At 71.1% G+C, this 19,828-nt stretch carries 14 protein-coding genes and 1 pseudogene; 13 read left to right on the top strand and 2 right to left on the bottom strand.

The window, feature by feature from the left end; translation table 11 throughout:
- Positions 1-81: 81 nt before the first annotated feature.
- Both EDD92_RS07350 and EDD92_RS07345 read right to left on the bottom strand, forming a co-directional pair.
- Positions 82-882: an IclR family transcriptional regulator gene (locus EDD92_RS07350; RefSeq protein ID WP_123963555.1), complete on the bottom strand. Its 801-nt coding sequence runs from the start codon at positions 880-882 to the stop codon at positions 82-84.
- Between the two features lie 57 nt (positions 883-939).
- The gene (locus tag EDD92_RS07345; protein ID WP_221268099.1) at positions 940-1,302 is read right to left on the bottom strand and encodes a cupin domain-containing protein; all 363 of its coding nucleotides are present in this window, start codon (positions 1,300-1,302) and stop codon (positions 940-942) included.
- Positions 1,303-1,531: 229 nt separating this feature from the next.
- Here EDD92_RS07345 and EDD92_RS07340 point away from each other — a divergent pair, with 229 nt between their 5' ends.
- From EDD92_RS07340 to mshA, 13 genes and pseudogenes are all read left to right on the top strand, one after another.
- Positions 1,532-2,932: an MFS transporter gene (locus EDD92_RS07340; protein ID WP_123963553.1), complete on the top strand. Its 1,401-nt coding sequence runs from the start codon at positions 1,532-1,534 to the stop codon at positions 2,930-2,932.
- Positions 2,933-3,280: 348 nt separating this feature from the next.
- A complete protein-coding gene (locus EDD92_RS07335) occupies positions 3,281-4,366 on the top strand; it encodes an S-(hydroxymethyl)mycothiol dehydrogenase (protein WP_123963552.1) in 1,086 nt (361 codons plus the stop codon).
- Positions 4,363-4,959, top strand: a pseudogene (locus EDD92_RS07330) (MBL fold metallo-hydrolase); the annotation flags it as partial. The gene EDD92_RS07335 and the pseudogene EDD92_RS07330, both read left to right, overlap by 4 nt.
- A gap of 221 nt (positions 4,960-5,180) precedes the next feature.
- Positions 5,181-7,628 carry an FAD-dependent oxidoreductase gene (locus tag EDD92_RS07325; RefSeq protein ID WP_123963551.1) on the top strand — a complete coding sequence of 816 codons (2,448 nt, stop codon included), beginning with the start codon at positions 5,181-5,183 and terminating at the stop codon, positions 7,626-7,628.
- A 146-nt stretch (positions 7,629-7,774) separates the two neighbouring features.
- The gene (gene solA / locus EDD92_RS07320) at positions 7,775-8,923 is read left to right on the top strand and encodes an N-methyl-L-tryptophan oxidase (RefSeq protein WP_123963550.1); all 1,149 of its coding nucleotides are present in this window, start codon (positions 7,775-7,777) and stop codon (positions 8,921-8,923) included.
- Positions 8,924-8,958: 35 nt separating this feature from the next.
- Positions 8,959-10,092, top strand: a complete 1,134-nt coding sequence (locus EDD92_RS07315) for an aromatic ring-hydroxylating dioxygenase subunit alpha (RefSeq protein WP_123963549.1) — start codon at positions 8,959-8,961, stop codon at positions 10,090-10,092.
- A 137-nt stretch (positions 10,093-10,229) separates the two neighbouring features.
- Positions 10,230-12,965, top strand: coding sequence for a SpoIIE family protein phosphatase/ATP-binding protein (locus EDD92_RS07310; RefSeq protein ID WP_123963548.1), 2,736 nt, complete (start codon positions 10,230-10,232; stop codon positions 12,963-12,965).
- Between the two features lie 174 nt (positions 12,966-13,139).
- Positions 13,140-14,321, top strand: a complete 1,182-nt coding sequence (locus EDD92_RS07305) for an NAD(P)/FAD-dependent oxidoreductase (protein WP_123963547.1) — start codon at positions 13,140-13,142, stop codon at positions 14,319-14,321.
- Positions 14,318-14,752, top strand: a complete 435-nt coding sequence (gcvH, locus tag EDD92_RS07300; RefSeq protein ID WP_123963546.1) for a glycine cleavage system protein GcvH — start codon at positions 14,318-14,320, stop codon at positions 14,750-14,752. Before EDD92_RS07305 ends, gcvH begins: the two co-directional genes overlap by 4 nt.
- A complete protein-coding gene (glyA, locus tag EDD92_RS07295) occupies positions 14,749-16,008 on the top strand; it encodes a serine hydroxymethyltransferase (protein WP_123963545.1) in 1,260 nt (419 codons plus the stop codon). The genes gcvH and glyA overlap by 4 nt, the downstream gene beginning before the upstream one ends.
- Positions 16,009-16,079: 71 nt before the next feature.
- A complete protein-coding gene (locus EDD92_RS07290) occupies positions 16,080-17,462 on the top strand; it encodes an L-serine ammonia-lyase (RefSeq protein WP_030948587.1) in 1,383 nt (460 codons plus the stop codon).
- Positions 17,463-17,638: 176 nt separating this feature from the next.
- Positions 17,639-18,484, top strand: coding sequence for a formate dehydrogenase accessory sulfurtransferase FdhD (gene fdhD, locus EDD92_RS07280; protein WP_123963543.1), 846 nt, complete (start codon positions 17,639-17,641; stop codon positions 18,482-18,484).
- Complete coding sequence (mshA, locus tag EDD92_RS07275; protein ID WP_399182150.1) at positions 18,481-19,818, top strand: D-inositol-3-phosphate glycosyltransferase; 1,338 nt, start codon at positions 18,481-18,483, stop codon at positions 19,816-19,818. Before fdhD ends, mshA begins: the two co-directional genes overlap by 4 nt.
- Positions 19,819-19,828: the final 10 nt, after the last annotated feature.

Below are 19,828 nucleotides of genomic sequence, written 5' to 3'. Positions count from 1 at the left end.
CGGGTGGGGGTGGTGGGCTGGTCAAGACGTTGGTGTGTATGTGTGCGGCCCGGTTCTGGGGTCGCCGGGCGCCTGCGGGTCTCAGGACCGGCGCAGATGGCCGAGCCGGGCCGAGATCCGGTCGGCCGCGGCCCGGACCGTGGCGGCGATCTCCGGCAGCCGCTGCTCGGTCAGCCGGTAGGACGGTCCCGAGGCGCTGAGTGCGGCCACCACCTGTCCGTCGAAGGTGAAGACCGGCGCGGCCACCGCGTTCAGGCCCGTCTCCAGCTCCTCGATGCTGTAGGCGCAACCGTCCGAGCGGATGTCCCTCAACTGCGCCCGGAGAGCGCCGGGTTCGGTGACGGTGTGCGGGGTGTAGCTCTCCAGCGGCGCCCCCAGCCTGCGGTCGAGCTCGGGCCCGGTCAGATGCGCCAGCAGGACCTTGCCGCTGGAGGTGGCGTGCAACGGCGTACGCCGCCCCAGCCAGTTGTGCGTGGTAATGGCCGAAGGGCCCAGCACCTGGTCGACGTTGATGGCGGCGCCGCCGTCGAGGATGGCCAGATTGATGGTCTCCGCGACCTGCGCGGCCAGTTGCTCGCACACCGGGCGGCTCTGCTGGGAGAGGTCCAGCCGGACCGTGGCCGCGCCGGCCAGACGGACCAGGGCGAGACCGAGGCGGTACTTGCCCCGCTCCTCCGTGTGCTCGATGAGCCCGCGCAACTCCAGGGCGGTGGCCAGCCGTGACGCGGTCGACTTGTGCACCCCCAGCTCGGCGGCGATCTCCGTGACGCCCGCCTCTTCCTGGCGGCCCAGGAATTCGAGGATGCTCACGGCCCGGTCGACCGACTGCACCGGGGACTCCGGCTGGTGCGGGTACGGCGGCTGACAGGAGGAGTCCGTCATCGCGCGGCCTCCTGCATGGCTGTCCCCCGTGGATCCATGACTGCCCCCCGTGGATGGCTACTTGTAGATGACGAAGACCTTGCGCAGCGTCTCGTGGACGGTCCACGTGCCCTGCCAGCCGATCGGGAACACCGCGGTGGTTCCGGGGCCGACCTCGGTCTTCTCCCCGCCCTTCTCCTCGCAGGTCATACGCCCGGACAGCACGTGAATGACCTCCCCGCGATCGCAGAAGTCCCAGGCCGACTCGCCGGGTTCGCACTCCCAGGTCCCGCTGACGATCCTGTCGTCGTCCGAGGTGAAGATGCGCCGGCTGCGGGTCTGCATGGGATCGCCGAGCGGTGTGGCCGTGGGCGGGGCCAGGTCCTTCTTGTCCTCGAGCTCCTCGGAGGCCAGTGATCCGGCGTTGAGGCTGATGGTCACGGTCTTCCCCTTGCGCTGTCGCGAGACTGGCGTTGTCTCTCTATATAAAACACGCTTCGCTATGTGCAACATCTTGAGTGCGGACCGAGGTGCCGTCAAGAGTCGGCAAGAGCTTCTGCGACTTGTCTTGACGTCGACACGCTATCGATGTTCCGTTGCGTAGAAAGAAACGCGTTCTTGTGAGCGCAACAGCTGCGACAGTCCCCCGTCCCCGATTCCGGGAGTTCAGATGACCATCCGTGCCGTCGACGAGGCGCCACTGAACAAGTTCCATCGCAAACTCACCTGGGCCTGCGCCGGCGGCCCGTTCCTGGACGGCTATCTGCTCAGCATCATCGGTGTCGCGCTCGTCGGTATGAGCAGGGAGCTGAACCTGAGCACGGGAGACGAGAGCCTCATCGGCGCCGCCGCCCTGGTCGGCATCTTCGTCGGCGGCCTGTTCTTCGGCGCCGTCACCGACAAGCTCGGCCGCGAGGCCATGTACACCATCGACCTGGCGGTCCTGGTCGGCGGATCAATCCTGTCGGTGTTCGCCAACGAGACCTGGCAGTTGGTGGTCCTGCGCTTCGTGCTCGGCATGGCCATCGGCGCCGACTACCCGATCGCCACGTCCCTGCTGGCCGAATGGGTGCCGAACAAACACCGCGGCCGGCTGCTCGGCATCCTCATCCTCGCCTGGTACGTCGGCGCGGCGGCCGCCTATGTGATCGGCTATGCGATGGCCGAGATCGGCGGCACCGGCACCTGGCGGTGGATGCTCGCCTCGGGCGCCGTGCTCAGCGCCGTGATCCTGCTGCTGCGCATCGGTACACCGGAGTCGCCGCTGTGGCTGGTGAACAAGGGGCGTACCGCCGACGCGCAGAAGGCGATCAAGAAGGCCCTCGACCGCACCGTTTCGATCGACGACCTGCTCGCCGCCTCGGCCGACGAGCAGGCGGTGGAGCAGAGCGGGTTCCGTGACCTCTTCCAGGGTGCCTATCTGCGCCGCACGCTGTTCTGTGGCCTGTTCTACATGTGCCAGATCACGCCGATGTTCGCCCTGTACACCTTCGGCCCCACCATCCTGGGCTCGTTCGGCCTCGGCGAGGGCAACGCCGGCAACCTGGGCTCCGCGCTGATCAGCGTCGTGTTCGTGCTGGGCTGCATCCCCGCCCTGCGTCTCGTGGACCGGGTGGGGCGCCGCCCCGTCATCGTGTGGTCCTTCGCCCTGATGGTGGTGCCGCTCGCCGTGCTCGGCGGCGGCTCCGCGCTCCCCGTCGCCGTGGTGATCGCGTGCTTCTGCGCCTACGCCCTCTTCTCCGGCGGTCCCACGGTGCTGGAGTGGACGTACCCCAACGAGCTGTTCCCCACGAGCATCCGGGCCACCGCGGGTGGTGTGGCGACCTCGATCAGCCGCATCGGAGCCGCCGCGGGCACCTATCTGCTGCCCATCTCCCTGGACAGGCTGGGCATCGGCACGACCATGCTGATCGGTGCCGGCATCACCGTACTGGGCTGGCTGGTCTCCTTCGCCTGGGCCGAGGAGACGCGCGGACGCACGCTGGCGGAGACCAGTGCCCTGCCCGGCTCCGGGCGGTCCGTGGCGGCCGGCGGGGAGCGCAGCGCCGCCCTGCGCAAGAGCGGGCTCTGATCGTTCCGGCGGTGTGACGACGCCGAATCCGGCGACATGCGGCGGCCGGCCCCGGAGGGCCGGCCGCCGCATGTCGCCGCCCGTCGTCGGGTGTCCAAAGGCTGTCGAAATTGTGCGAAGTCCGCGCCTGGTGACCCCTTGACAGTGGTTGCCCGCGCGGAACACAGTTTCATCGTTGCTTATAGCGATGTCTGATGCGTAATACGCAACAGAGACCGAGGTCTCGGAGCCGTCGAGCACATCTCGCTCCGCGGGAGCGATCGACCCGGCCCCGCCCTACGAGCCCCGCCATCCAGAACACCCGGCCGAAGGCTGCATTCGGCCCTCCCCCTCACGAGGAGATCGACCGTGACACACGAGGTACGCGCCGTCGTCGCCCTGGAAAAGGGCGCCCCGGTCTCCGTGGAGACCGTCCTGGTGCCGGACCCCGGCCCGGGTGAGGTGCTGGTGCAGGTGCAGGCCTGCGGCGTCTGCCACACCGACCTGCACTACCGGGAGGGCGGGATCAGCGACGAGTTCCCCTTCCTGCTCGGCCACGAGGCCGCGGGCGTGGTCGAGGCGGTCGGCGAGGGCGTCACCGACGTCGCTCCCGGCGACTTCGTCGTCCTCAACTGGCGTGCGGTGTGCGGCACTTGCCGGGCCTGCAGCAAGGGCGAGCCGTGGTACTGCTTCGCCACCCACAACGCCACACAGCCGATGACCCTCGCCGACGGAACCCCACTCTCCGCGGCCCTGGGCGTCGGCGCCTTCGCCGAGAAGACCCTGGTCGCCGCCGGCCAGTGCACCAAGGTCGATCCGACCGCCCCGGCCACCGCGGCGGGCCTGCTCGGCTGTGGCGTGATGGCGGGCTTCGGTGCCGCGGTCAACACCGGCGGCGTCGGCCGCGGCGACTCGGTCGCGGTCATCGGCTGCGGCGGCGTCGGCATGGCCGCCGTCGCGGGCGCCAAGGTGGCCGGCGCGCGCCGCATCATCGCCGTCGACGTCGACGAGCGGAAGCTGAAGTGGGCCGAGCAGTTCGGCGCCACCGACACCGTCGACTCCTCCAGGACCGACGCGGTCGAGGCGATCCGCGCCCTCACCGGCGGCTTCGGCGCCGACGTCGTCGTGGACGCGGTGGGCCGCCCCGAGACCTTCAAGCAGGCCTTCTACGCCCGCGACCTGGCCGGCACCGCCGTCCTGGTGGGCGTCCCCACCCCAGGTCTCACCCTCGACCTGCCCCTGCTGGACGTCTTCGGCCGCGGCGGGGCCCTGAAGTCCTCCTGGTACGGCGACTGCCTGCCCTCCCGCGACTTCCCCGCCCTGATCGACCTCTACCTCCAGGGCCGCTTCGACCTCGGCGGATTCGTCAGCGAGGTGATCGCCCTGGACGAGGTCGAGGAGGCCTTCGCCAAGATGCACCACGGCGAGGTCCTGCGCTCGGTGGTGGCCCTGTGACCGCGCGGATCGAGCACCTGGTCACCTCCGGCACCTTCCGACTGGACGGCGGCAGCTGGGAGGTGGACAACAACGTCTGGCTGATCGGCGACGACCGCGAGGTCCTGGTCATCGACGCCGCGCACGATGCCGAGGCGATCGCGGCCGCCGTCGGCGACCGGCGCCTGGTCGCCATCGTCTGCACCCACGCCCACAACGACCACGTGGGCGCCGCCCCGGCCCTGGCCACCCGCACCGGCGCGCCCATCCTGCTCCACCCGGCCGACGAGGTGCTCTGGAAGGCGGCGCACGCCCCGCGGGTGCCCGGCTACTGGGAGCTCATCGACGGCGAGGAGCTGACCGTCGCCGGCATCCGGCTGCACGTGCTGCACACCCCCGGCCACTCGCCCGGCGCGGTCTGCCTGTACGCGCCCGAGCTGGACGCCTTGTTCTCCGGCGACACCCTCTTCCAGGGCGGTCCCGGAGCCACCGGGCGCTCCTACTCCGACTTCGACACCATCATCGGCTCCATCCGCACCCGGCTGCTGACCCTCCCCGCGGACACCACCGTGCACACCGGTCACGGCCCCACCACCTCGATCGGGGCGGAGGCGCTCCGCGATGGGCCGTCGTCCGTCTGCGGCGCCGTCGTGGCTGGTCGCTCCCCCTCTCTCGACTTCGCTCGAGCGGGGGGACCCCCATCGCGGCGGAGCCGCAGATCGATACAGCCCCGCGCCCCTTTGGGCGGCTGCTGAACCGCCGCGGATCCGCCCGCCCCGCATAGGCCTGGCAGGCCCCCAACCGCCGTCACAGCAAACGAATCTGGAGGAAGGCCATGGCGACACAGCCGAAGGTGGTCATCATCGGCGCCGGCATCGTCGGGTGCGCGCTCAGCGACGAACTGACCGCACGCGGCTGGACGGACGTCACCGTCCTGGAGCAGGGTCCGCTCTTCGCCACGGGCGGCTCCACCTCGCACGCCCCCGGTCTGGTCTTCCAGACCAACGGCTCCAAGACGATGACCGAGTTCGCCCGCTACACGGTCGAGAAGTACAACGCGCTGACCCTGGACGGACAGCGGTGCTTCAACCAGGTCGGCGGCCTGGAGGTCGCCACCAGCCCCGAGCGCCTCGCGGAGATCCAGCGCCGGCACGGCTGGCTGACCTCCTGGGGAGTGGACAGCCGCCTGCTGAGCCCCGAGGAGTCCGCCGCTCTGCACCCGCTGCTGGACGTCGAGAAGATCCTGGGCGGCTTCCACATCCCCAGCGACGGCCTGGCCAACGCACTGCGCGCCGGCGAGGCGCAGGCCCGTCGCGCGATCGCCCGCGGGGCCCGCTTCCACGCCCACCACACCGTCACCGGCATCGAGACGACCGGCGACCGGGTCAGCGCGGTCGTCACCGACCAGGGCACCTTCCGGGCGGACATCGTGGTCTCCTGCGCCGGCTTCTGGGGCCCGAGGATCGGCCGCATGGCCGGGCAGCCGGTGCCGCTCGTGCCCCTGGCCCACCAGTACGCCCGCACCACACCACTGCCCGTCCTCGCCGGGCGCAACGACGAGCACACCCAGGCATCCCTGCCGATCCTGCGCAACCAGGACGCCGGCCTCTACTACCGCGAACTCGTCGACCGGATCGGCATCGGCTCCTACGCCCACCGTCCCATGCCCGTCTCCCTGGACGACGTCGCACACCCGCGGGACGCCGTCATGCCGTCCTCGCTCCGCTTCACCGAGGCCGACTTCGAGGGCGCCTGGACCGACTCCGTCTCCCTGCTGCCGTCCCTGTCGGACGCGAAGGTCGAGGAGGGCTTCAACGGCATCTTCTCCTTCACCTCCGACGGCATGCCGCTGATGGGCGAGTCGGCGAAGGTGCAGGGCTTCTGGCTGGCCGAAGCCGTCTGGGTCACCCACTCCGCCGGCGTGGCCAGGGCCATGGCCGAATGGCTGGTGGACGGCAGGCCCGGCACCGACGTCCACGAGTGCGACATCAACCGCTTCGAGGAGGTCCAGCTCACCCCCTCGTACGTGCACGAGCGCAGCTGCCAGAACTTCGTCGAGGTCTACGACATCCTGCACCCCCTGCAGCCGGCCGAATCCCCGCGCCCGCTGCGCATCAGCCCCTTCCACTCCCGTCAGGAGGCGCTCGGCGCGGTCTTCCTGGAGGGCGGCGGCTGGGAGCGCCCGCACTGGTACGAGGCCAACGCCTCCCTGCCCGAGGTGGCTCGCATCCCCGGCCGCAACCCCTGGGCATCACGCTACTGGTCGCCGATCGCCGGAGCCGAAGCACTCGTCACCCGTGAGCGCGTGGCCCTGTACGACATGACCCCGCTCAAACGGCTGGAGGTCACCGGCCCCGAAGCACTCGCCTTCCTGCAGGAGTTGACGACCAATCAGCTCGACAAGCCGGTCGGGTCCGTCACCTACACCCTCCTGCTCGACAGCGCAGGCGGCGTCCGCAGCGACCTGACCATCGCCCGCCTGGAGGCCGAGCGCTTCCAGCTCGGCGCCAACGGCAACCTCGACCTGGACTGGCTGCGCCGGCGACTGCCCGGCGACGGCTCCGTGCAGGTGCGCGACATCACCGCCGGGACCTGCTGTCTGGGCGTGTGGGGCCCGCGCGCCCGCGACCTCGTGCAGCCGCTCACCGACACCGACTTCTCGCACAAGGGCTTCGGCTACTTCAAGGCCAGGCAGGCCCACCTCGGCGACGTCCCGGTCACCGCCATGCGGCTCAGTTACGTCGGCGAGCTCGGCTGGGAGATCTACACCACCGCCGACCTCGGCGCCCGGCTGTGGGACACCCTGTGGCAGGCCGGCCAGGAACTGGGCATCATCGCCGCCGGCCGCAGCGCCTTCAACAGCCTGCGCCTGGAGAAGGGCTACCGCTCCTGGGGCCATGACATGACCACCGAGCACAACCCCTACGAGGCGGGCCTCGGCTTCGCCGTACGCCCCGGCAAGCAGCACTTCACCGGCAAGTCCGCCATCGAGGGGATCAGCGAGGACACGGTTGCCCGCAAGCTCGTCCCCCTTGTCATCGAGGACCAGCAGGCCGTGGTGCTGGGCCACGAACCGGTCCATGTGAACGGCCGCCCCGTCGGCTACGTCACCAGCGCCGCCTACGGCTACACCATCGGCGCCCCGATCGCGTACGCCTGGCTGCCCGCCGAGCACACCGCCCCCGGGACCGGGGTGGAGATCGAGTACTTCGGCGCGAGGGTCGCGGCCGTCACTGCAACCGAGCCGCTGTTCGACCCGGAGATGTCCCGCATCCGCCGCTGAACGGGCCACCAGGCGGCACGAGCCGCGCCCTATGGGGGCGCGGGGCTGTATCGATTTGCGGCTCCGCCGCGTGGGCGCGACCAGCCCCACCAACCCGCACTTAGCCACCGACGCAACATCCCCAAGGAACTCCAGGAGATGGACACATGGCCCCTTCGTACGACGTGATCGTCGTAGGCCTGGGCGGAATGGGCAGCGCAGCGGCGTATCACCTCGCCAAACGCGGCCAACGAGTACTGGGCATCGAGCGCTTCGGCCCGGCCCACAACCTCGGCTCCAGCCACGGCGGTTCCCGTATCTACCGGCAGGCCTACTTCGAGGACCCGGCCTACGTTCCGCTGCTGCTGCGCGCCCACGAACTGTGGGAGAAGCTCGCCGCCGACTCCGGCCACGAGGTCTTCACCGAGACCGGCGGCCTGATGATCGGCCGTGAGGACAGCGAGGCCTTCGCCGGCACCCTGCGCAGTGCGCACGAGTGGGGCCTGGACCACGAGGTCCTGGGCGCCGCCGATATCCGGCGCCGCTTCCCCACCTTCAACCCGGCCGCCGAGGACGTCGCTTTCTACGAGCGCAGGGCCGGCATCGCCCGGCCGGAGGCGACCGTCACCGCCCATCTGGATCTCGCCCGGGCCCACGGCGCGGAGCTGCACTTCGCCGAGATGGTCCTCGGCTGGGAGGCCGACGGCCCGGGCGGCAAGGCCTGGGTGGTCACCGACCGCGGCGCCTACACCGCCGAACGGCTGGTCATCGCCCCCGGCGCCTGGGCGCCGAAGCTGCTCTCCGACCTCGGTGTGCGCGTGACGGTGGAGCGGCAGGTCATGTACTGGTTCCAGCCCGAGGGCGGCACCGGCCCCTTCACCGCCGACCGGCACCCCGTCTACATCTGGGAGGACCCGGACGGCACCCAGATCTACGGCTTCCCCTCCCTCGACGGCCCCGAGGGCGGCGCCAAGGTCGCCTTCTTCCGCAAGGGCGTCCCCAGCGACCCCGACACCCTCGACCGGCGGATCCACCCGGACGAGATCGAGGCCATGGCGGCCCATCTGCGCTCCCGCATCCCCACCCTGCCCGGCAGCTTCCTCAAGGCCGCGGCCTGCATGTACGCCAACACCCCGGACGAGCACTTCGTCCTCTCCCACCATCCCGACCATCCGCAGGTGACGGTGGCCTGCGGATTCTCCGGCCACGGGTTCAAGTTCGTGCCCGTGATCGGCGAGATCCTCGCCGACCTTGCCACCGAAGGCACCACCGAGCACCCCATCGCCCTGTTCGACCCTCGCCGCGTGCGCGTCTGACATCTCCGCGTCCGACAATTTCCGAAGGTGACCTGATGACCATGATGGACCTGCCCCCCAGCCTGATCTCCACGCTGCCCGGGGAGTACTACACCGACCCTGAGGTCTTCGCCCTGGAGCAGGAGCGCGTCTTCGAGGCCATGTGGTTCTGCGTGGCCCGCGCCCCGGAGCTGGCCAGGCCGGGCCAGTTCCGCACCCTCCAGGTGGGCCGGGAGAGCGTGCTGGTCTCGCGCTCCCGGGACGGCTCGGTCAAGGTGTTCCTGAACATCTGCCGCCACCGTGGCGCGAAGCTCTGCACGGAGGAGTCCGGCGAGGTCAAACGGGCCTTCCAGTGCCCCTACCACGCCTGGACCTACGGCCTGGACGGCAAGCTGGTGGCCGCGCCGAACCTGACGTCGATGCCGGACATCGACCGCACCGCGTACGGCCTGGTCAACGTCCATGTCCGGGAGTGGCTCGGGTATGTGTGGGTGTGCCTGGCCGAGACCCCTCCGTCCTTCGAACAGGACGTGATGGGTGCGGTCGTCGAGCGGCTCGGCGACGTCGAGTCGATCGAGCGCTACGGCATCGAGAACCTCCAGGTGGGCCGCCGAATCACCTACGACGTGAAGGCCAACTGGAAGCTCATCATCGAGAACTTCATGGAGTGCTACCACTGCGCGACCATCCACCCCGAACTCACCGAGGTGCTCCCGGAGTTCGCGGACGGATACGCGGCGCAGTACTACGTCGGCCACGGCGCGGAGTTCGGGGCGGAGGTCGAGGGCTTCACCGTCGACGGCTCCGCGGGCCTGGACCGTATCCCGGGTGTCGCCGAGGACCAGGACCGCCGCTACTACGCGATCACCGTACGGCCGCAGGTGTTCATCAACCTCGTCCCCGACCACGTGATCTTCCACCGGATGTACCCGATGTCGGCCGACCGCACGGTCGTGGAGTGCGACTGGCTGTATCTCCCGCACGTGGTGGAGAGCGGCAAGGACGTGGAGCGTTCCGTGGAGCTGTTCCACCGCGTGAACCAGCAGGACTTCGACGCGTGTGAGCGCACCCAGCCGGCGATGAGTTCGCGGGCGTACGCCAAGGGCGGCGTCCTGGTGCCCAGTGAGCACCACATCGGCGAGTTCCACACCTGGCTGCAGGGCAGGCTCGACGCCCGGCCCGCCGGCTGATTTCCGCCCCACCCCATACCGCCCGTCCACCTGCCGTTCGGCGGCCCCCTCCGGCAGGTGGACGGGCTATCCCTGTTGGACCGGGCCATCCCTGTTGGACAGGGGGCAGCGCAGCCGCAGCGACCAATACTTGGGGTATGGCCAAGTCCAGATCCCAGCGGTCCGCGACCCGGTTGCCCTCGGTGCTGAACGTGCACAGCGTCGCCGGCCAGGTCTTCGTCCTGCAGGTGGGCGTGGTCCTCCTGCTGGTCGTCGCCGCGCTGGTGGCGCTGGTGCTGCAGGCCCGCAGCGCGAGCCTGCAGGAGGCCAACGAGCGCTCGCTCGTCGGCGCCGAGACCTTCGCCCACGCCCCGGGCACGCTGGCCGCGATGAAGTCCGCCGATCCCAGCGCACTGCTGCAGCCGCGGGCCGAGGAGGCCCGCAAGGGATCCGGCGTCGCCTACGTCATCGCGTTCAGTCCGGCCGGCTTCCGCTGGACCCATCCCGACCCGAAGCTGATCGGCAAGCACGTCGTCGGCTCCTACTCCGACGCATTGGCCGGCAGGGTGCACCAGGCCACGTACGACACGCCCGGCATCGGCCGTGCCGTCGACTCGATGGTTCCGGTCTTCGACACCGACGGCAAGGTCGTCGGCCTGGTGTCCGTCGGGGTCACCGTCAAGGCCATCAACCACCGGGTGGCGGAGCAGCTGCCGCTGCTGTTCGGTTCCGCCGCCGTCGGGCTGGCACTGGTCACGGGCGGCTCGGCTTTGGTGAGCCGGCGGCTGCGGAGGCAGACGCACGGTCTGGAACCGGCCGAGATGACCCGGATGTACGAGCACCACGACGCGGTCCTGCACTCGGTGCGGGAAGGCGTGCTCGTCGTCAGCGACGAAGGGCGGCTGCTGCTCGCCAACGACGAGGCGTCCCGGCTCCTCGACCTGCCCGACGACGTGGTGGGCCGGCCCGTCACCGACCTCGGCCTCGCCCCGCGCACCGCCACCCTGCTGACCTCGGGCCGCACCGCCTCCGACGTGGTGCTGCTGGCGGGGGAGCGGCTGCTGGCGGTCAACGTACGGCCCACCGCCCCGCACGGCGGGTCCACCGGAAGCGTGGCGACCCTGCGCGACACCACCGAGCTGCGCGCCCTGGCGGGCCGGGCGCAGGTGGCGCGGGCCCGGCTGCAGCTGCTCTACGACGCCGGGGTGCGGATCGGCACCACCCTCGACGTGGTGCGCACCGCCGAGGAACTGGCCGAGATCGCGGTTCCGCGGTTCGCCGACTTCGTCACGGTCGAGCTGCTGGACGCGGTCCGGCGGGGCGAGGAACCCAACGGGGCGGGCCCGGCCATGCACCGGGTCGCCGTGCGCGGCATCCGGGACGACCACCCGCTTTACCCGGCGGACGAGGCGATCACCTTCCTGCCGACGACACCGCAGGCGCAGGGCCTGCACAGCGGTCACGGCGTGCTGGAGCCCGACCTGAGCGCCGCGCCGGGCTGGCAGGCGCAGGATCCCGAGCGGACCCGACGGGTCCTGGACTTCGGCATCCACTCCCTGATCACCGTGCCGCTGCAGGCCCGCGGCATGGTGCTGGGGCTGGTGGACTTCTGGCGCTCCGACCAGGACACCTTCACGGAGGAGGACCTGGCCTTCGCCGAGGAACTGGCCGCCCGCGCGGCCGTCGCGGTCGACAACGCGCGCCGCTTCACCCGCGAACACACCATGGCGGTCACCCTGCAGCGCAGCCTGCTGCCCCGCACCCTGCCCGAGCAGTCGGCCCTGGAGGTGGCCCACCGCTATCTGCCCGCCCAGGCCGGAGTGGGCGGGGACTGGTTCGACGTCATCCCGCTGCCCGGCACCCGCGTCGCCCTGGTCGTCGGCGACGTCGTCGGCCATGGCCTGCACGCCGCCGCGACCATGGGCCGGCTGCGCACCGTCGTCCACAACTTCTGCGCCCTCGACCTGGCCGCAGACGAACTCCTCGGCCATCTGGACGAGTTGGTCGCCCACATCGACGAGACCGAGACCGCCGACGAAGAGAGCGAAGGCATCACCGGCGCCACCTGCCTGTTCGCGATCTACGACCCGGTCTCCGGTCGGTGCAGCATCGCCCGGGCCGGCCATCCCGGCCCCGCCCTCGTCCACCCCGACGGCGTCGTCACCTTCCCCGAGGTCCCCGTCTCACCACCGCTGGGCCTGGGCTCCGGCCTGCCGGTCGAGACGGCCGAACTGCACCTGTCCGAGGGCTCCCGGCTCGCCCTGTACACCGATGGGCTCATCGAGGCCCGCGACCGCGACATCGACACCGGACTCGGGCTCCTGCGCACCGCCCTGGCGCACCCCGGCCAGACGCCGGAGCAGGCCTGCCAGGCGGTGCTCGACGCCCTGCTGCCCGACCGACCGGGCGACGACATCGCCCTCCTGGTGGCGCAGACCCGGCTGCTGGACCCGGACCGCGTCGCCTACTGGGACGTACCCGCCGATCCCGCCGCCCTCGGCCCCATCCGCGCCGCCTGCGCCCGCCGGCTGGAGACCTGGGGCCTGGACGAGATCGCCTTCAACACCGAACTCATCCTCAGCGAACTGGTCACCAACGCCATCCGCTACGGCAGCGATCCCATCCGGCTGCGGCTGCTGCACGACCGGGACAGCCTGATCTGCGAGGTCGCCGACGGCAGCAGCACCTCCCCGCACCTGCGCCGCGCGGCCACCACCGACGAGGGCGGCCGGGGCCTCTTCCTGGTCGCCCACTACGCCCGGCGCTGGGGCACCCGCTACACCCCGCGCGGCAAGGTCATCTGGAGCGAACAGTCCCTGGACGCCGCACCGGCAGAGCTCGACGCGACCATGGCCGACCTGCTGCTCGACCAGTGGGACGAGCCCATGCTGTAACCGTGTTCCAGCCCTCCTGATAGTTGCACATCGCGCAACCTTGTGCGCTATTGCGCACTGATGCCGTACGTCTCTTGACAAGCCCCCGACCTCACCCCAAGCATGTTGCGTATAGCGAGCTTTGTTGTGTAATTCGAGACACCCGGTCGGGCACCCGCAACCCGGAGGTTCCCCATGAGCATCACCGTCGTCGGCGCGTCGCTGGCAGGCCTCAGCACGGTCCGCGCGCTGCGCGCAGAGGGCTACGACGGCGAGATCGTCGTCGTGGGGGAGGAGCGCCACACCCCCTACGACCGGCCGCCGCTCTCCAAGGACTTCCTCAAGGGGGACATCGACGCCGAGGCGCTCGCGCTCGGCGACGCCGACGAGTACGAGGCCCTCCGGGCCACGTGGCTGCTCGGCGAGCGCGCCGTGCGGCTGGACCCCGCGGACCGGTCCGTCATCCTGGCCGGTGGACGGCGGCTGCGCAGCGACGGGGTCGTCGTCGCGACGGGCGCCGGCCCCCGGCTGCTGCCCGGCATGGACGGCTTGGCCGGTGTCCACACCCTGCGCACCCTCGACGACGCCGAGGCCCTGCGCGCCGAACTCCTCGACGGACTGCCCCGGGTCGTCATCATCGGCGCCGGCTTCATCGGCGCCGAGGTGGCCTCCACCGCGCACCGGCTCGGCCTGCACGTCACCGTCGTAGAGGCCGTCGACGTCCCGTTGGAACGCCAACTGGGCCGCGAGATGGGCCTGGTGGTCTCCTCGCTGCACACCGACCACGGGGTGCGCCTGCTGTGCGGAACCGGCGTGGCGGGACTCACCGGCGAGGACCGGGTCACCGGGGTACGGCTGGCGGACGGGCGCCTGCTGCCCGCCGACATCGTCGTGGTCGGAGTGGGCGTACGGCCCGCCACCGACTGGCTCGCCGGCTCCGGAGTACAGGTGGACGACGGCGTGGTGTGCGATGCGGGCGGCGCGAGCAGCGTCCCGGGTGTGGTCGCCGTCGGCGACGTCGCCCGCTGGCCCGACCCGTTCACCGGACGGCACGCCCGCATCGAGCACTGGAGCAACGCCACCGAGCAGGCGAAGACCGCCGCCCGCACGCTCCTCAGCGGTGAGTCCACCGCCCCCGCCCGGGTCACCGCACCGTACTTCTGGTCCGACCAGTACCAGGTGCGCATCCAGCTCGCCGGACACGTCGCGCCCGGCGACCGCCCCGAACTCGTCGAGGGCAGCCTCGACAGCCGCTCCTTCGTCTCCGTCTACCTGCGCGAGGGCGTCCCCGTCGCCGTGCTCTCCCTGAACCAGCCGAAGCTGTTCAACCGGCTCCGCCGCACCCTCGCCCCTGCCACCGCGGCCGCCGTGTCATGAGCCCAGCACCTCAACCGCCCCTGCGGGACGCGCAGCCGACCACGAGCATCCCGCGGCACCTGCGCTACACCTGGGACCACGAGTGGCTGGTCGTGGACGAGGGCAACGCCACCGTCGGCATCACCGCCTTCGCGGCCGAGGCCCTCGGCGACGTCGTCCACCTGCGGCTGCCTGAAGTCGGCAGCCGCGTCGAGGCGGGCGAGAGCTGCGGAGAGATCAGGTCACTGACGGCCGTCAGCGGCCTGTACGCCCCCGCATCGGGCGAGGTCCTGGAAGTCAACACCGCGCTGGCCGACGAGCCGGGCGTCGTCAACACCGCCCCCTACACCGTCGGCTGGCTGTTCCGGCTGCGGGTCGAGAACATCGCCGGCGCCCTGTCCGCCGACGCGTACGCAGCCCACTGCGCCCACACCCAAGGAGACCGCCGATGACCCTGTTCAACCAGTCGCTGCGCACGCTGGACCCGGACATCGCCGCCGCGGTCGACGCCGAGCTGCACCGTCAGCAGTCCACCCTCGAGATGATCGCCTCGGAGAACTTCGCCCCGGCCGCCGTCATGGAGGCGCAGGGCTCGGTGCTGACCAACAAGTACGCCGAGGGCTACCCGGGCCGGCGCTACTACGGCGGCTGCGAGCACGTCGATGTCGCCGAGCAGATCGCCATCGACCGGCTCAAGGAGCTGTTCGGCGCCGAGTACGCCAACGTGCAGCCGCACTCGGGTGCCTCCGCCAACCAGGCCGCGCTGTTCGCGCTGGCCCAGCCCGGCGACACCATCCTGGGCCTGGACCTGGCGCACGGCGGCCATCTCACCCACGGGATGCGGCTGAACTTCTCCGGCAAGCAGTTCAATGTGGTCGCCTACCACGTGGACGACTCCGGCCTGGTCGACATGGCCGAGCTGGAGCAGCTGGCCAAGGAGCACCGCCCCAAGGTGATCATCGCGGGCTGGTCGGCCTACCCCCGCCATCTCGACTTCGCCGCCTTCCGGCGGATCGCGGACGAGGTCGGCGCCTACCTGTGGGTCGACATGGCGCACTTCGCCGGGCTGGTCGCCGCCGGGCTGCACCCCAACCCGGTCGAGCACGCGGACGTGGTCACCTCCACCACCCACAAGACGCTCGGCGGTCCGCGCGGCGGCATCATCCTCGCCCGCAGCAAGGAGTTCGCCAAGAAGCTCAACTCCTCGGTCTTCCCCGGCTTCCAGGGCGGTCCGCTGGAGCATGTGATCGCGGCGAAGGCGGTCTCCTTCAAGGTCGCCGCCTCCGAGGAGTTCAAGGAGCGCCAGCGGCGTACGGTTCAGGGTGCGCGCATCCTCGCCGAGCGGCTGACCGCGGCCGACGCCCGCGAGGCCGGGGTGAACGTCCTGTCCGGCGGCACCGACGTGCACCTGATCCTGGTCGACCTGCGCCACTCCGAACTGGACGGGCAGCAGGCCGAGGACCGTCTCCACGAGGTCGGCATCACGGTCAACCGCAACGCCGTCCCCAACGACCCGCGTCCGCCCATGGTGACGTCGGGTCTGCGGATCGGCACCCCGGCCCTGGCCACCCGCGGCTTCACCGCCGAGGACTTCGCCGAGGTCGCGGACGTCATCGCCGAAGCACTCAAGCCGTCCTACGAGGCCGAGGCGCTGAAGACCCGGGTCAAGGCCCTCGCCGACAAGCACCCGCTGTACCCCGGTCTGTAACCGACAACCCTCCCGCAGGGGCGTGCCCGTGACCCGCGTCGGCACGCCCCGCCAATCCCCCGGAGTATGGCGTGGCAATCAGCGTCTTCGACCTGTTCTCCATCGGCATCGGCCCGTCCAGTTCGCACACCGTCGGCCCGATGCGCGCCGCCGCGATGTTCGCCGCCCGGCTCAAGCAGGACGGCCTGCTCGCCCAGACCACGGCGGTACGGGCGGAGCTGTTCGGCTCCCTCGGCGCGACGGGCCACGGCCACGGCACCCCCAAGGCGGTGCTGCTCGGCCTGGAGGGCAACGAGCCGCACACGGTCGACGTCGCCCAGGCCGACCTGGACGTCGAGCGCATCCGCGCCACCGGGCGCATCCGCCTCCTCGGCGCCCAGATCGGCCCGGCCCACGAGATCGGCTTCGACGTCTCGACCCAGCTGGTCCTGCACCGCCGTCGCTCGCTGCCGTACCACGCCAACGGCATGATCCTCTTCGCCTACGACGCCGACGGTGTGCCGCTGCTGGAGAAGACGTACTACTCGGTGGGCGGCGGCTTCGTCGTCGACGAGGACGCCGTGGGGGCCGACCGGATCAAGCTCGATGACACGGAGCTTGCACACCCCTTCAGCACGGGCGACGAACTGCTCCGGCTGGCGAGGGAGACCGGCCTGTCGATCTCCGCGCTGATGCTGGAGAACGAGAAGGCCTGGCGCACCGAGGAGGAGATCCGCACGGGCCTGCTGGAGATCTGGCGGGTCATGGAGGGCTGTGTGTCGCGCGGCCTGGCCTTGGAGGGCATCCTTCCCGGCGGTCTGAAGGTACGGCGCCGGGCCGCGGCCGCGGCCCGCCAACTGCGCAGCGAGGGCGACCCGTTGGCCCGTGCGATGGAGTGGGTCACGCTCTACGCGATGGCGGTGAACGAGGAGAACGCGGCGGGCGGCCGGGTCGTCACCGCCCCCACGAACGGTGCGGCGGGCATCATCCCGGCCGTTCTGCACTACTACCTCAACTTCGTGCCGGGCGCCGACGAGGACGGCATCGTCCGCTTCCTCCTCGCGGCGGGCGCCATCGGCATGCTCTTCAAGGAGAACGCCTCGATCTCCGGCGCCGAGGTCGGCTGCCAGGGCGAGGTCGGCTCGGCCTGCTCGATGGCGGCGGGCGGCCTCGCCGAGGTCCTGGGCGGCAGTCCCGAACAGGTGGAGAACGCCGCGGAGATCGGCATGGAGCACAACCTCGGCCTCACCTGCGACCCCGTCGGCGGCCTGGTCCAGATTCCGTGCATCGAGCGCAACGGCATGGCCGCGGTCAAGGCCGTGACCGCCGCCCGCATGGCGCTGCGCGGCGACGGCCGCCACCACGTCTCCCTCGACAAGGTCATCAAGACCATGAAGGAGACCGGCGCCGACATGAAGGTCAAGTACAAGGAGACCGCCCGCGGCGGCCTTGCCGTCAACGTCATCGAGTGCTGAGGAGGCGCCCCGAAGGGGCGCGGGGCTGTGTCGACTTGCGGCTCCGCCGCGATGGGGGGTCCCCCGCTCGAGCGAAGCCGAGAGTGGGGGAGCGACCAGCCACGACGCAGCCGCAGACGAAGGACGGCACATCGCGCCCCCGCGGAGCGCCCCGTACGGAACCAGGAGTTGAAGCCATGGGACGTGTCACCGAACGACGACGCGTACTGCGCATCCGCGACGCAGTGACCAGCACGCGCCCCGACACGCTGGTGGCGGAGGAACCGCTGGAGATCCGTCTCAACGGCAGACCCCTGGCGATCACCATGCGCACACCCGGTGACGACTTCGCACTGGCCGCGGGCTTCCTGGTGAGCGAGGGAGTCCTGACCCGGGCCGAGGAGGTCGCGAACATCGTCTACTGCGCGGGCGCCACCGCGGACGGCTCGAACACGTACAACGTCGTCGACGTACAGCTGGCCCCCGGCGTGCCCGTGCCCGACATCTCGCTCGAACGTAACGTCTACACCACGTCCTCCTGCGGGCTGTGCGGCAAGGCGAGCCTGGACGCCGTACGGACGACCGCGCGATGGCCGATCGCCGACACACTCTCCATCCGCGTCACGCCCGCCCTGCTGTCCGCTCTGCCCGACCAACTACGCGCCGCTCAACGGGTGTTCGACCGCACAGGCGGACTGCACGCCGCCGCACTGTTCTCGCCCGAGGGCGAACTGCTGGACCTGCGCGAGGACGTCGGCCGGCACAACGCCGTCGACAAGTTGATCGGCCGCGCACTCCAATCCGGCCGACTCCCGCTGTCCCAGAGCATTCTGCTGGTGTCCGGACGGGCCTCCTTCGAATTGGCGCAGAAGGCGGTCATGGCGGGCATCCCGCTGCTGGCGGCGGTCTCGGCACCGTCCTCCCTGGCGGTGGACCTGGCGGCGGAGACCGGGCTCACGCTCGTGGGCTTTCTGCGCGGCGCCTCCATGAACGTGTACACGGGCGAGCAGCGCATCGACCTCACCGCCGAGGCCGTCGCGTGACCCGGCGCGCCCCGCTGCACGGCGGCACCCTCCTCGCCCCGCCCCGGCAGCGACCGCCCGGCGCCCGCAGCCGCCCCCGCCGCGTCGCCATGCTCAGCGTGCACACCTCACCCCTGCACCAGCCCGGCACGGGCGACGCGGGCGGTATGAACGTCTACATCGTCGAGCTCGCCAAGCGCCTCGCCGCCATCGACATCGAGGTGGAGATCTTCACCCGGGCCACCTCCGCGGCCCTCCCGCCCAGCGTCGAACTCGCGCCCGGCGTCCTGGTGCGGCACGTGGCCGCCGGACCCTACGAGGGCCTGGCCAAGGAGGACCTGCCCGCGCAGCTGTGCGCCTTCACCCACGGAGTGACCCAGGCCTGGGCCGGCCAACACCCCGGCCACTACGACCTGGTCCACTCCCACTACTGGCTCTCCGGCCAGGTCGGCCGGCTCACCGCCGAGCGCTGGGGCGTCCCGCTCGTCCATGCCATGCACACCATGGCCAAGGTCAAGAACGCCTCCCTCGCAGACGGCGACACCCCCGAACCCGCGCACCGCGTGCTCGGCGAGACCCAAGTCGCCCGCGCCGCAGACCGGTTGATAGCGAACACCGACAAGGAGGCGGAGGAACTCCTCCACCACTACGACGCCGACACCGACCGTGTGTCGGTCGTCCACCCCGGCGTCAACCTGGAACGCTTCCGGCCCGAGGCGAACGGAGTGGAAGCCGGCCGGGCCGCGGCCCGCACCCGCCTCGGACTGCCGGCGCACGCCCTCATCCCCCTGTTCGCGGGCCGCATCCAGCCGCTGAAGGCGCCGGACGTCCTGCTGCGCGCGGTGGCCCGGCTGCTGGAGGAGCGGCCGCAGCTGCGGGAGCGGATCGTGGTGCCCGTCGTGGGAGGGCCGAGCGGCAGCGGCCTGGCCAAGCCGGAGGGTCTGCAGAAACTGGCAGCCGGCCTCGGCATCTCCGACGTCGTACTGTTCCGGCCACCGGTCGGCCAGGACCAGCTCGCCGACTGGTACCGGGCGGCATCCGTCCTGGTCATGCCCTCCCACAGCGAGTCCTTCGGCCTGGTCGCCGTCGAGGCACAGGCCTGCGGCACCCCGGTGATCGCCGCCGAGGTCGGCGGTCTGCCGGTGGCGGTACGGGACGGCGTGAGCGGCGTACTCGTACCCGGGCACGACCCGGCCGACTACGCGCAGGCGCTGCGCCGCTTCGCCGACGAACCTGCGCTCTCCGCCCGCATGGGCGAGGCCGCGGCCCGCCACGCCCGCTCCTTCGGCTGGGACACGGCCGCGGCGGCGACGGCGACGGTGTACACGGCGGCAATGCGCGAGGCGTGCCGCTGAGGTTGGTCAT

This window comes from Streptomyces sp. TLI_185, from assembly GCF_003814765.1.
Taxonomy (GTDB): Bacteria; Actinomycetota; Actinomycetes; order Streptomycetales; family Streptomycetaceae; genus Streptomyces.
Note: the sequence above shows the minus strand (reverse complement) of the source record. Positions and strands in the feature narration are given on the sequence as shown.